Origin of the sequence: Raoultella sp. T31 (genome assembly GCF_002806725.1) — a bacterium.
GTDB lineage: Bacteria > Pseudomonadota > Gammaproteobacteria > Enterobacterales > Enterobacteriaceae > Klebsiella > Klebsiella electrica.
On the sequence record NZ_PIBO01000012.1, the window covers coordinates 97,702 to 111,571 of the forward strand.

Here is a 13,870-nt window from a genome sequence, read left to right on the forward strand (position 1 = left end):
AGAGATATCTTATACGGTCTTATTCCGTATAGCCCCCTTGTCTTTATTGGGTTGGGTTACATAACTGATTTGAGTATGCAAGAAAAGGGATGAAGCCTGTCCGGAGTCAACGGCTCTTTAGGCCATTGTAACGGAGAATACACTGTGATGAACCAGCAATGCTCGCTTGCTGAACTCAATGAAAACCTGGTGCCTTTCACTGCACGACGAGTAACCTCATCGTTGATCTGGTGCGCTGAGGATGCCTTGAATATCGAGGCTTTACAAAAAGCCTGCAGCTATATAATAGATCCTGTCAGTTCAACTCATTCTAAAATATTCCATGCAGAGCGCTATGGTGGGAGTGGTATTCAGCGTAATGGCGGTGGCGCACGTTGTGGGTTTGATAGTAACTATCAGGTCAAAGGCATGGGAGCCAATCCTTTAGTCGGTGACGGGACTGACGGACGTCATTCTAACGGCGCGCTCGGCGCCATCCATGCAATCTATGAGGCTTTATGGGGAGAGGTGCTGGCGCAAATATTACCCTATGGCGCAGTGCGTGCCCGGGCAGTTTTACTTACGGATGTCTATACCGACAAAGCATTTGACCGCTCCCACGGGAAATCCCGACGAGCGCTGTTGGTACGCGAACCCGCGGTTCGCCCGGCGCATTTTGAACGCGCGCCTTATTTCCGACCACAGCAGGAATATGCCGATCGGTTGATTCATGATGCCCGCCGGGTCAGGTCCGTGATCCGCATGCTTCCCGGAAATTTACCTGTACCAGCAGAGGGGGTCAGTGAAGAAGCCCGACATAATCCCCGACTTTATTGTATTGAGGGGTTATGTGAACTGGCTCACCGTGAAGCATGGCAGATGGCATTTTGTCGTACACGTTTCCTGAGACTGACGACTTCGCCTTCCAATATTGCGATGGATGGCAGATTAATGGATTTTAACGGGCTCAGTTGTCTGTTCCCTGGAGATTATCCCGATAATTTTGGACATCAACTCAGACTCACCGAACTGGTAAAAGAACCGATGGTGCTGATGCAGGGACTGTCCGATCTCTGTCTGTACCTCGGAAAATACCTGTTTGAACCTGATTTCACACTGGTGGCCCGTCAAAAGGTTGAGGAGACCTTTCAGAAAACATTCCGTGAAGCATGTTATTACTGTTATCTCGAACAACTGGGTATCCCCGCAGAGTTTATACCACAGGAAGGGATCCCGGAGACGCTGAAACAACTGGTCAACAGCTTCGTTGTATTGGTCAATAAACACAGCGGGCGGTTGTACCGTCCGGATGCTGGAAGTAAAGATGATTCACCACTGCAAAGGCTGGTAGTGGAACTGATTCGACGGAGCCAGAACCCAATCCGCCTGGCGGATAACAACGATAAGCGTGATGTCCATTTCACAGAAGCACAACACTGTTTTACCCGGGCAATCCACTGGCTGACGCAGGTGGGTATCAGACGCCCGATTAATGCTTCGTCCCTCCGTAAAGAAATGGAAAACCATACAAGGAAGAGACTGCAGCCCAGAAAAGGTCTGGGTAAAGCATATATGTCCGAGAAAATTGCCGCCCTGCTGGATAAACACGGAGATGATCACCAGTTTTTGCAGGAGGCATTTTCTGATATGGAAACCCGGATGAAGGCATTTTCCAGAGAAGCGTTCGGCCATGTAAACCCGATCAGAATTGCAGAGTAATATACAAGGATAATGACAATGATGTCGCATATACGAGAAACCATCAGAGGCAGAGATGAATGGACCGTCTATGAGCAGATGGGTTTTGCCGTCACTTGTATGCTCCATAACCGTAATTATAGTCTGTATCCGGTGTTAACCATTCAGCTCTGGACCGAATATGCGATACAGCACCATCAGATAAAGTTCCTGTTTGATTCACGAGGTTTTCCCCTGGCGTATATTACCTGGGCGTATCCTGAGACAGATACGGAAGCGCGTCTGCTCAACGATCCGGAGTTCAGACTGCATCCTTCTGAATGGAATGAAGATGGAAGGATCTGGATCCTCGATTTTTGTTGTAAGCCAGGATTTGGGCGAAAGGCCATTGAATGTTTCAAAGAGCTTCGACCATGGGGAGAAGGAGAAGTACGATGGCTGAACAGAAGAAAGAAAATCATGACACGCGCGCCAGAGCGACAGAAGAAATCACGTGGTATCCCTAAGCTACAGGAAAAACGGTAAATATCGGGGATGGATGCAGTCTGCATTGTCCTGGTGGGTTTACTGAATTATTGAATTTCTATGTATGCCTGTTCATGCAAGTCGTAAAGGCATAGCAGAACACGGATGATTAAGGACATGTATTTTGTTTCGTCAGGATGCGTTAGAAAACAGGAAAATGAAATGGCGTGGGCGGGCTATTTTACTTCCCGGAATACCTCTGTGGTTAGTCATGCTGGGGAGTATTATTTTTATCACGGCATTTCTGACGTTTGTTATCGCAGGCACTTATAGTCGTCGCGTCAATGTCAGTGGCGAGGTTTCGACTTTGCCGCGAGCCGTAAATCTATACTCAGGTGTGCAGGGCGTTGTGGTCGGACAGTTTGTTCATGAAGGGCAGTTGCTTAAAAGAGGTGACCCGATTTACCAGATCGATGTCAGCAAAAGTACACGCAGTGGCGTGGTCAGCGATAATCAGCGCAGAGATATTGAAAACCAGCTGGTTCGCGTGGATAACATCATTTCCCGGCTCGAAGAAAGTAAAAAAATCACCCTACACACACTGGAAAAACAACGTCTGCAATACAGTGAGGCCTTCCGTCGTTCATCGGATATTATCCGACGGGCAGAGGAAGGGATAAAGATAATGAAGAACAATATGGAGAACTATAGAAGCTATCAGTCAAAAGGTCTGATTAACAAGGATCAGTTAACTGACCAGGTGGCACTATATTATCAGCAACAAAATAATTTACTCAGTCTGAGTGGGCAAAACGAACAGAATGCTTTGCAGATCACTAGCCTGGAGAGCCAGATTCAGACCCAGGCTGCGGATTTCGATAACCGCATCTATCAGATGGAACTGCAACGCTATGAGCTTCAGAAAGAACTTGTTAATACTGATGTGGGTGGGGAAATTATTATCCGGGCGTTGTCCGACGGAAAAGTGGATTCCATGAGCGTCACCATCGGGCAAATGGTCAATGCTGGAGACAGTCTCCTCCAGGTCATCCCTGAAAATATCGAAAACTACTACCTAATCCTCTGGGTTCCTAATGATGCGGTTCCTTATATTTCCGCAGGGGATAAAGTGAACATTCGTTATGAAGCTTTTCCTGCAGAAAAATTTGGCCAGTTCTCTGCAACAGTGACAACTATGTCCAGAACGCCTGCCTCAACTCAGGAAATGCTGACCTATAAGGGGGCTCCCCAGAATACACAGGGTACCTCTATTCCCTGGTATAAGGTCATTGTGAAGCCTGAAAAACAGGTGATCATCTATGACGGTAAATCCCTTCCTCTTGAGAATGGGATGAAAGCCGAAAGTACATTATTCCTGGAAAAAAGGCGAATTTACCAGTGGATGCTTTCTCCTTTCTATGACATGAAACACAGTGCCACAGGACCGGTCAATGAATAACGGAAATTTCAGACGATTGATAAGCCAGCTTGATATGCGATGGCGTCGTCGGGTTCCGGTTATTCATCAAACGGAAACCTCCGAGTGTGGTCTGGCCTGTCTTGCAATGATATGCGGACATTTCGGAAAGAATATCGACCTGATCTCCCTTCGCCGACAGTTTAATCTTTCGGCTCGTGGAGCCAATCTCGCGGGGATTAACGGCATTGCGGAACAGCTGGGGATGGTAACACGGGCACTCTCACTGGAGCTGGATGAACTCGCCATACTTAAAATGCCCTGTATTCTCCACTGGGATTTCAGCCATTTTGTTGTATTGGTCAGCGTGAAGCATAACCGTTTTGTACTCCATGACCCGGCCAGAGGAAGAAGAACAGTTGGACTGGAGGAAATGACCCGGTATTTTACCGGAGTTGCGCTTGAAGTCTGGCCTGGCAGTGAGTTTTCGGCAGAGACAGTTCAGAATCGTCTCAGTTTCCGTTCACTGATTAACAGCATTTATGGCATTAAAAGTACACTGACAAAAATCTTCTTCCTGTCGGTGGTTATTGAAGCTATTAACCTTGTGATGCCAGTGGGTACACAACTCGTTATGGATCATGCGATCCCGGCTGGAGACAGAGGACTGCTGACACTCATTTCCGCTGGCCTGATGTTCTTCATTCTTCTCAGGGCTGCAACGGGTATGCTTCGGGCATGGTCCTCACTGGTCATGGGCACGCTCATCAATGTGCAATGGCAATCAGGCCTGTTTAACCATTTGCTTCGGTTACCATTGGGGTATTTTGAACGTCGCAAATTAGGTGATATTCAGTCTCGTTTTGGTTCGCTCGATACCTTGAGAGCCACCTTCACCACCAGTGTGGTGGGGGCCATCATGGACAGTATTATGGTGGCAGGCGTTTTCGTGATGATGCTGTTATACGGCGGATATATTACCTGGATTGTTCTGGTATTTACGGCAGTCTACGTGTTGATACGTCTGATAACTTACGGTTATTACCGGCAGGTTTCGGAAGAAACTCTTGTCAGGGGAGCCAGAGCCAGTTCCTATTTTATGGAAACGCTGTACGGTATTGCCACAGTAAAAATTCAGGGAATGGCAGAGCGACGCGGAACTCACTGGCTTAACCTGAAAATTGATGCCATCAATTCAGGTATAAAATTAACCAAAATGGATTTGTTCTTTGGCGGAATAAACACCTTTGTTGCCGCCTGTGATCAGGTGGCAATTCTGTGGCTGGGAACCAGTCTGGTTATCGACAATCAGATGACGATTGGGATGTTTGTGGCTTTTGGTTCTTTCCGTGGGCAGTTTTCTGAGCGGGTCGCATCCCTCACCAACTTTCTTCTGCAACTGAGAATAATGAGTCTGCATAACGAGCGTATTGCTGATATCGCGCTGCATGAAAAGGAAGCGAAGAAACCTGAACTTGATATTGTTGCTGATATGAGGCCGGTCGCTCTGGAAACCACTGATTTAAGTTACCGGTATGACAGCCAGTCTGCTCCGGTGTTCAGTGGTCTGTACCTGTCAGTGGCCCCGGGGGAAAGTGTGGCTATAACTGGTACTTCCGGTGCAGGAAAAACCACATTAATGAAAGTATTATGTGGGTTGTTTGAACCTTATAGCGGAAAAGTACTGGTGAATGGTACGGATATCCGACAGCTGGGGATAAATAATTATCACCGGATGATCGCCTGTGTGATGCAGGATGACCGGCTATTTTCAGGTTCAATCAGGGAAAATATTTGTGGGTTCGCAGAAGAAATGGATGAAGCCTGGATGACAGAGTGTGCCAGGGCCAGTTATATTCATGATGTGATAATGAAAATGCCAATGGGTTATGAAACACTTATTGGTGAGCTGGGTGAAGGGCTTTCAGGAGGACAAAAGCAACGAATTTTTATTGCCCGAGCACTTTATCGAAAACCAGGGATATTATTTATGGATGAAGCAACGAGTTCTCTCGATACAGAGAGTGAACGTCATGTAAATGTAGCCATCAAAAAGCTCAATATAACCCGAGTTATTATAGCTCATAGAGAAACTACGCTTAGAACAGTTAACAGAACTATTAACATATAATGCTTGCAAGAACAACTTCAGATGGATTAATAAACATGAAAAGAATACTTTCTTTTTTTAAATATTTTTTTGAAAAATCAAGTTTAATATATTTCGCATTATCCTGTTTACTAGCGATAAAAGGCGATTTGGATGGTCATACAACTGAGGTTTTATTGATAAGCTGTTTTTTTGGCGTAGTTCAAATGCTAATAAACCTCAAGAAAATAATTTAACCAAAGCAACCCCAAAAAAGGAGTGTATATGAGAGAGTTATCATTATTAGACTTGAAAATGGCAAAAGGCGGATATGACCGAGGCGAAACAATTGCCGGAGCTGTAGGTGCTGCGATCGGCTCAGATATAGGAGGACCCGTAGGAGGAATTATTGGTACTGTAGTTGGTACTGAACTCTATAACAGCATTAATGAAGGTTGGACAATGGCACCTGGAGTTTCTCAAGGTGTAGGCTCTTATAATCCAAATTATAATGGTTCATTAGTTAGCCCAGGATATTCATCATCGTGGGGTGGTTCATGGGGAGGATCGACTTCAAGTGCAGGTGGTGGTAGCTAATTAAGACCTTGAAATTGAAGGGTCTGATACCGACCGAAAATCACATTCTGTGGATGCGGATATCGACAACTTTCGGTTTTGCCTTGTATTTTGGGTTTTAATATTACAGGGCTAGCAGAGACTTCTTTTCAATAGTTTTGGTATGCCTTAAATCTATAACTAATGCCGCCTTCTATGAAGGCGGATTTTTACTTAGATAAATAGTATGTTAGATCAGAACCTCTGTACTTATCAGTAAATGTTGAAGATGAAAGAGGTCAAGCGATGCATAACTTATACAACCACATTTCAAAATGACTAGACTTTTTCAGAAAAGATAGACACAAAGACTACGTTGAACAATCAAGTCTGTTTCTATTAAGCTTTCTCTAAAGAGTGATACGCAAGATGCTGGCGTTGAACATTGATCCGAACGCCTGTAGAACGCTTTCAACATATTGCGTACAAGCCCGCTTTAACCAGACACGGGCGGAGACGGCTCAATAAGTACATTGAATTTACTCAGCGGGGCTGAGTTTCGCGCAGGCCGATGCAATGCGCCGCCCGGCTTCAGCTACAGTGGCGTTGTCTGTGGCAATCGATAATCGAAAATAGGGCGACAAGCCGTATGCGCTGCCGCCAACGCCGGACACGCCGCTTTCCAGCAGATAATCCAGCACGTCAGCTTCGTTTTCGATTTTCGCCCCACCCGGCCGGTAACGCCCGATTAATCCGGCGCAGCGGCAAAAGACAAAGAAACCGCCCTGCGGCACCCGCAATTCCAGCCCGTCAATATTCGCCAGGATGTCAGTTATCACGTCGCGCCGTTGCTGATAAGCCGCAACCTGTGGCGCAATAAAATCCAGCCCGCCGTTAAAGGCTGCCAGCGCAGCCGCCTGACTCACCGAACTGGCACCGGAACTGATTTGCGACTGTACCACGGTCATGGCGGCAATAAGCGCTTGTGGCCCGGCAGCGAAACCAATCCGCCAGCCGGTCATCGCATACGTTTTGGATACGCCGCCCACCAGCAGGCTGCGCTCCTGTAAATCAGCGGCCACATTAAGCAGATTCTGGTGTTCACAGCCATCAAACAGAATGTGCTCATATAAATCATCGAGCATGACCAGCACCTGCGGATGCTCACGCAGGACGGCGGCCAGCGCCTGCAATTCCGCGGTGGAATATACCGCACCGCTCGGATTTCCTGGATGATTGAGCACCAGCCAGCGGGTGCGCGGCGTAATACTGGCGGCCAGCTGTTCTGGCGTCAGTTTGTAGGCCTGCTCCAGATGACATTCGACAAAAACCGGCGTGCCGCCGTTAAAACGCACGCTATCCGCAAACGTCGGCCAGTACGGAACCGGCACAATCACTTCTTCGCCATCATTGAGCGTAGCGGCAAAGGCATTGAAAATGACCTGCTTGGCACCGTTAGCAATCAGGATGTTAGCCACAGCGAATTGCAGCCGGTTTTCCCGCTGCAATTTCTGCTGCACCGCCTCGCGCAGCGCCGGAATGCCCGGCGTCGGCGTGTATTTGGTTTCACCACGCGCAATCGCCTCGTATGCCGCCTGTTTAATGTGAGCGGGCGTATCAAAATCCGGCTCACCGGTAGTGAGATCCAAAATATCCACCCCCGCTTTTTTCAGGTCATTGGTGCGCTGTTTCGCCGCCGCATTGGCGGAAAGTGACACCCGCTGAACGCGGTCTGACAAAGAAATCGTCATCGTAATGTTCCAACGCTAAAGTGAAGACCGGAGGTTAAAGTCAGGCTCAGGCAGACCGAGATTTTCACGCAGCGTGCTGAATTCGTATTCTTCACGGAACAACCCACGGCGGCGCAATTCGGGGAGCACCAGCTCAACAAACAGCGAAAGCTGTTCCGGCATCACTGCAGGCATGATGTTGAAACCGTCTGCCCCGCCTTCTTCCAGCCAGTGCTGGAAATCATCGGCGATATCTTCCGCCGTACCGACCAGCACGCGATGCCCACGCGAACCGGCAGCAATCGCGGCCAGTTCACGCAGGGTCAGATTTTCGCGATACGCCAGATCGGTCAGCAGTTTCACACGGCTCTGATTACCTTCACCGGCAGGCACATCCGGCACCGGGCCATCGAGCGGAAACGCACTCAGATCCCGATTAAAACGGGTGGAAAGCTGGCGGATGCCGTTATCAATATCCACCAGCGAATTCAGTTGGCGCCAGGTTTCATGCGCTTCTTCCCGCGTGCGGCCCACGATGGGCATTACGCCCGGCAAAATCAGCACGTGATCTGGATGACGTCCGGCCTCTTTCACCTGCTGTTTCTGCGCGCGGTAAAACGTTTGCGCTTCTTCCAGCGTGGCCGCCGCAGTAAACACAACTTCGGCGGTGGCCGCCGCCAGTTTCTGACCATCAGCAGAAGAACCGGCCTCAATAATCACCGGCCGCCCCTGCGGCGAACGGCTGATATTCAGCGGACCCTGTACCTGAAAATATTTGCCCTGATGATTCACCGGCCGGATTTTCTCGTTCACGAAATACTGACCGCTGGCGTTGTCCGGCTGCACCGCCCCCTCCTGCCAACCTTCCCACAATTTGAACGTCACCTCGAGAAACTCATGCGCCACGGCGTAACGTTCGGCATGCGTGGGCATATCGTCGCGGCTGAAATTGCGCGCCACGTCAGCGGAAAACGACGTCACCACGTTCCACGCCGCCCGACCGTGGCTGATGTGATCAAGAGAAGAAAAGCTACGAGCCAGATTAAACGGATCGCTGAATGTCGTTGAAGCCGTGGCGGCCAGCCCGATATGGCGTGTTTGCACTGCCAGCGCCGACAGCAAGGTCAGCGGCTCAAGCCGCGCCATGGTGGACGGCAACCGGTAGACGCTGGTCGCCAGGGCATCGCCGACGAAGAACATATCGAACTTGCCCTCCTCGGCTTTTTTGGCTATCTTCGTCAGCCAGTCGATGTCGGTCGGCGAACCGAGCTTTTCAGTTAAGCGCCAGCCACTAACGTGATGCCCGAGCGGCTGTACAAACAGCCCAAGACGCAATTGACGTGTGTTTTTTGCAGAAGATGAAGCAGAGGCCATGGCGCTATCCCTGTGAATAATGGTGAGTTTCGGTTGCCTGCAGGGCTTTTTCGATATTTTCCGCTGCTATTGAAAACGGTAAACGGGCGGCATTTTCGGCGGAGAATTTCACTTCACGGGCAATGGCCGCGATGATCACGTCCCGGTCGCCATTCAGTGGCGGCAATGCCAGCGGCGCGTCATATTCACGTAACAATGACAGCAACTGCGGCTCCGGCTGGCCGTCATCGCTTTCCATCAGCGACTGCAGCAGTAACCCGAAACCCACCTTTTCGCCGTGCAGCCAGTCATGCAATTCCGGCTGATGGGTGAAACGATTGTGGATCGCGTGCGCCACGCCCGGCGCGGGGGTGTCATCGCGCATGCTGTTAGCCATACCTGCCACCGCGATATTGGCGTCGATAACTTTCATCAGCGCCGGTGTGACGTCATGGCGGGCGTTGTCCTGCACCGCCTGAGCGCCGTATTGTTCAAAGACATCCAACGCCAGTTTTGCCGCCTGAACTTTCAGGTTCAGCGCCAGACTGTCATCGCTTTTCTGTTTATACGGGCGGAATTCGTACCATTTCGCCAGCGCATCCACGATGCCCGCTTTGAGATAACGCACATCGTTTTGCGCAATCACATTCGTGTCGACCAGCAGCATCAGTGGCATACGCGACAACGGCTGGCTGCGCACCTGCCCGCCGTGCTCATTATAAATAATGCTGACCGGCGACCAGGCGGCGCAGGTCGCGGCAACGGTCGGTATGGTCACCAGCCCGACGTTAGTCAGCAGGTTCGCCACCGCTTTGGCACAATCAAGCACCCGCCCGCCGCCAATGCCCAGCACCAGCGTGGCGTTTTGTTCTCGCACGTTATCCAGATGCGTTGCGATAGCCGCATCGGTGCATTCCGAGGTGAAAAAATTGACCTGCCAGCGAATACCGGCTGCCTTCAGGCTGGTTTCCAGTTGCGGATTCACCGCCCGCCACGCTTGCGGGCTGGTGATGATGGCGATATCGGAGGAATGAACGGCAAGCAGCTCACCGCTGCGTGAAAGCAGGCCGGGCTGATGATGATAGGTCTGCGGTGATTTTATGGCGAACACGTCGATGCCCTGTATTTGTCGTCTGGTTAAAGAGAAACTGCCCGTAATTAAACAGGAATTTAATATGGAATATATTCAAGTGTTAATAAAAACATCCTACGAGAATTGAAAAAATTAACAAACTACTAAGTGGAGATCCTTATTAACTTATTCTCAATAGTATAGATTAATTTTTGCTATAGACTATAAACCCCTTGCATCCTGTGCTGGATCAAAGAAATGATAGCGCCATAAAGGGCTAATTTAACGCAATGAAAACAGACGCATCTGGCATCTTCCTGTACCTGATACGCTATTTCGATAATTTGTTTTTAATGACGGCCTTAAAAACAACGTTAATTATCCCTTATATAAGAAGAGAGCATTATGTCCTCACATCCGATAGATTTTCTTTTACTTGGTAATAATTTTGGCACACCAGAAATGCGGAAAATCTGGTCAGAGCAAAATCGCCTGACACAGCAAATCAATGTCGAAGTTGCGCTGGCATTGGCCGAAGGTGAACTGGGTGTGATTCCGCAGCAGGCCGCGCTGAGTATTGCGGAACTGGCCGATGCCAGCCAGCTGAATATAAAGGGCATCGCCGCCTCCGGCGCGCAAATGAAACATTCCCTGATGCCAGTGCTCACCGCACTACAACAGCAATGCGGTGACTCGGGGGAATACATTCATTACGGCGCAACCACGCAGGATATCATCGATACCGCCACCGTTTTACAGCTGGCACAAACCCTGAAAATCATCGTCCGTGACAGCACCGCCGTGGCGAATGAGCTGAAAGCGCTGGCGCGTGAGCATCAGTACACGCTGATGGCTGGCCGCACCCACGGTATGCAGGCGCTGCCGACCACGTTTGGCTTTAAAGTTGCCGTCTGGCTGGATGAATTTATCCGTCATCTCGACCGCCTTGCCGCCATCACGCCGCGCCTGCTGACCGGCAATATCAGCGGCGCGATCAGTACCTACGCTGCGCTTGGCGAAGCGGGCCCGGAAGTTGAACGCCGTACACTGGCGCTGCTGAACCTCAATGCGCCGAATATCGGCTGGCAGGCTGCGCGTGACCGCTTTTCGGAATACGCCTCAGTGGCGGTGTTGATCAGCGGCACGTTGGGCAAAATCGGCAACGAACTTTACAACCTGATGCGCACCGAAATTAATGAAGTCGAGGAGCCGTTCAGCAGCGGGAAAATCGGCTCCACTACCATGCCGCATAAACGTAATCCCGCGGCCCTCGAAGGTCTCGCCAGCCTGACTCAGCCGCTGCTGCACAGCGCATCACTGATTTATCAGTCGATGCACGTGGAGCATGAACGCGATGCGATGAGCTGGCGCGCCGAGTGGATTGCCCTGCCGGAAATCTCGATTTATCTCTCTGCACAACTGCAAAACGCTCAGGCAATTCTTTCTGGCCTGACGGTCAATAAAGCCCGCATGCTTGCGAATTTGCAGATGCAGGACGGCCTGCTGCTGTCCGAAAAAGTGATGTTTGAGGTCGGTAAAAAACTCGGTAAACAAACCGCGCATCATCTGGTTTATGAATGCGCCATGCAGGCATTTGAAAAACGACTCGCTTTTAAAACCGTTCTGCTTGCGCATCCGGCGCTGGCGGCCTGTATGACAGAACAGGATCTTGACCACTGGTTAGATCCGGCTCATTACATCGGCTGCGCCGCGCAGAAAGTCGATGACGTCATCCGCTTTGCCGTGCAGTCCGGCCATCTGACTTCTCCTGAGGAATCCGGGTTATGACACAACATTTCAGGCGGCTGACGCTGGATGATAAACACGATTATCTGACACTGATGCTGGCCGCCTACGCGCCCATCAAAGCACTCGGGATTCAGTTTGATGCTGCCACCGCCGATCTGGTACGCGTGACGCAACACCTCGATGATCATGCGGTGTTTGCGCTCTTTGATGACCAGCGGATGGTGGCTTCGGTTACCCTGCGCTTCCCGTGGGGCGCCATGCCTGGCCCTCTGGGCCTGCCGCATATTGGCTGGTTTGGCACGCATCCAGATTACGCCGGTCAGAGCCTCGGCAAAAAACTGTTGGGCTGGCTGGAAGACAACATTCTGATCCGCGAACTGAAAGCCCCGGCTTACTCACTCGGCACCGCCACCAGCCATCCGTGGCTGCGCGATATGTACCTGAAACTGGGTTTTCAGCCGGTCTTCGAAAGAGACCTCGGCAAAGGACACACCACGCTGTACCTGAAAAAAATTCTCGATGAAAAAAGCCACGCCCACTGGCTGGAACGCCAGCCACCTACAGGAGTTTAAATGTCAGATATCACGCAGGAACATCAGCCACTGGCGGCGTTTATTCAGGATTTTCGCCACCACCTGCACCGCCATCCGGAGCTGTCCAACGCAGAATTTAACACCACCGCCAGCATCCGGGCGGTACTGGAGAAACATCAAATCCGCGTGATAGATTTGCCGCTCAAAACTGGCCTGGTGGCAGAAATTGGCGGCATCAATCCCGGCGAACTGGTAGTGCTGCGTTCTGATATCGATGCCCTGCCGATTGAAGAAAACTCCGGCGTGGATTACGCCTCGCAAAATCCCGGTGTGATGCACGCCTGCGGCCACGATTTCCACGCCTCAGCGGCGCTTGGCGCAGCGATTTTGCTGAAAGCGCAGGAAGCGTTGCTTTCCGGCACGGTGCGCATTCTGTTTCAGGCGGCTGAAGAAACCGGTCACGGTGCTCCGGCGCTGATTGACACCGGCGTACTCGACAACGCCGCCGTCATTTTCGGCATTCATAACGATCCGTCTTTGCCGGTCGGCGTTATCGGCAGCAAAGACGGTGCATTAACCGCGGGTGTGGATCGCTTTGCGATCGCCATCTCCGGTACCGGCAGCCACGCGGCACGTCCGCACGAAGGCAACGACCCGATTATTATCGCCGGACAGGTGATTTCCGCGCTGCAAACCCTGATCGCCCGCAACGTGCCGTCCGCAGACAACGCGGTGGTTTCCATCACGCAGATTCACAGCGGAAGTACCTGGAACGTGATCCCGGATTCCGCCTGGCTGGAAGGCACCGTCCGCACCTTTAATCAGGGCACACGGGAACTGATCGAACGCCGTTTCCGGCAGGTTCTCGCGGGCATCGCTGCGGCATTTGATACCGACATCCGCCTCGACTGGCAGCCGGGCCCGCCGTCAGTCATCAACATCGCTAAATGGGTAGATTTCGCACTGGCGCACGGTGAAGGCTCCGGCTTCGAAGCCCGCCGCGTTGAAGCCAGCCCGATAGGGGAAGACTTCGCGTTTTATCAGCAAAAATTGCCCGGCGCATTCATCATGATCGGCTCCGGAGGCCCTTACGCGCTGCATCATTCGCAATTTCGCGTTGATGATCGCGCCCTGTTTCCGACGGCACACTACCTGTCGCAACTGGCGGTACAAGCGCTGCGCACTCTCAGTGCGGAAAAGGATAAAAGCGCATGAATCGACAAGCAGAAA

The 13,870-nt window shown here is 51.0% G+C and carries 11 protein-coding genes; 8 read left to right on the plus strand and 3 right to left on the minus strand.

The window, feature by feature from the left end; genetic code table 11:
- Positions 1-147 precede the first annotated feature (147 nt).
- The 5 genes from CWM52_RS11125 to CWM52_RS26125 all read left to right on the plus strand — a co-directional run bounded on the left by CWM52_RS11125 (position 148) and on the right by CWM52_RS26125 (position 6,245).
- Positions 148-1,698 carry an MchC protein gene (locus CWM52_RS11125; protein ID WP_100684158.1) on the plus strand — a complete coding sequence of 517 codons (1,551 nt, stop codon included), beginning with the start codon at positions 148-150 and terminating at the stop codon, positions 1,696-1,698.
- A 21-nt stretch (positions 1,699-1,719) separates the two neighbouring features.
- On the plus strand, positions 1,720-2,202 hold the full coding sequence (locus CWM52_RS11130) for a toxin-activating lysine-acyltransferase (RefSeq protein WP_206057708.1): 483 nt from the start codon (positions 1,720-1,722) through the stop codon (positions 2,200-2,202).
- Positions 2,203-2,326: 124 nt separating this feature from the next.
- Complete coding sequence (locus CWM52_RS11135) at positions 2,327-3,601, plus strand: HlyD family secretion protein (protein ID WP_206057704.1); 1,275 nt, start codon at positions 2,327-2,329, stop codon at positions 3,599-3,601.
- Positions 3,594-5,690 (plus strand): peptidase domain-containing ABC transporter, encoded by a 2,097-nt coding sequence (locus CWM52_RS11140; RefSeq protein WP_100684161.1) that lies wholly within the window; start codon positions 3,594-3,596, stop codon positions 5,688-5,690. The genes CWM52_RS11135 and CWM52_RS11140 overlap by 8 nt, the downstream gene beginning before the upstream one ends.
- Before the next feature lie 243 nt (positions 5,691-5,933).
- Entirely contained in the window at positions 5,934-6,245 is a 312-nt protein-coding gene (locus tag CWM52_RS26125) for a colicin V family bacteriocin (protein ID WP_133121742.1), read from the plus strand.
- 497 nt (positions 6,246-6,742) lie between these two features.
- Here CWM52_RS26125 and CWM52_RS11145 read toward each other — a convergent pair whose 3' ends face one another.
- From CWM52_RS11145 to CWM52_RS11155, 3 genes are read right to left on the minus strand one after another with little or no spacing between them, the layout of a single operon-like run.
- Complete coding sequence (locus CWM52_RS11145; protein ID WP_100684162.1) at positions 6,743-7,954, minus strand: aminotransferase class I/II-fold pyridoxal phosphate-dependent enzyme; 1,212 nt, start codon at positions 7,952-7,954, stop codon at positions 6,743-6,745.
- A gap of 15 nt (positions 7,955-7,969) precedes the next feature.
- A complete protein-coding gene (locus tag CWM52_RS11150) occupies positions 7,970-9,307 on the minus strand; it encodes an LLM class flavin-dependent oxidoreductase (RefSeq protein WP_100684163.1) in 1,338 nt (445 codons plus the stop codon).
- A gap of 4 nt (positions 9,308-9,311) precedes the next feature.
- A complete protein-coding gene (locus tag CWM52_RS11155) occupies positions 9,312-10,397 on the minus strand; it encodes an iron-containing alcohol dehydrogenase family protein (RefSeq protein WP_100684164.1) in 1,086 nt (361 codons plus the stop codon).
- 366 nt (positions 10,398-10,763) lie between these two features.
- Here CWM52_RS11155 and purB point away from each other — a divergent pair, with 366 nt between their 5' ends.
- Genes purB through CWM52_RS11170 form a run of 3 tightly spaced genes read left to right on the plus strand, consistent with a single transcriptional unit; the run spans position 10,764 to position 13,855 of the window.
- Positions 10,764-12,146, plus strand: coding sequence for an adenylosuccinate lyase (gene purB, locus CWM52_RS11160; RefSeq protein ID WP_100684165.1), 1,383 nt, complete (start codon positions 10,764-10,766; stop codon positions 12,144-12,146).
- Positions 12,143-12,679 carry a GNAT family N-acetyltransferase gene (locus CWM52_RS11165; RefSeq protein ID WP_100684166.1) on the plus strand — a complete coding sequence of 179 codons (537 nt, stop codon included), beginning with the start codon at positions 12,143-12,145 and terminating at the stop codon, positions 12,677-12,679. Before purB ends, CWM52_RS11165 begins: the two co-directional genes overlap by 4 nt.
- The gene (locus tag CWM52_RS11170) at positions 12,680-13,855 is read left to right on the plus strand and encodes an amidohydrolase (RefSeq protein ID WP_100684167.1); all 1,176 of its coding nucleotides are present in this window, start codon (positions 12,680-12,682) and stop codon (positions 13,853-13,855) included.
- The last annotated feature ends 15 nt before the right edge of the window (positions 13,856-13,870 follow it).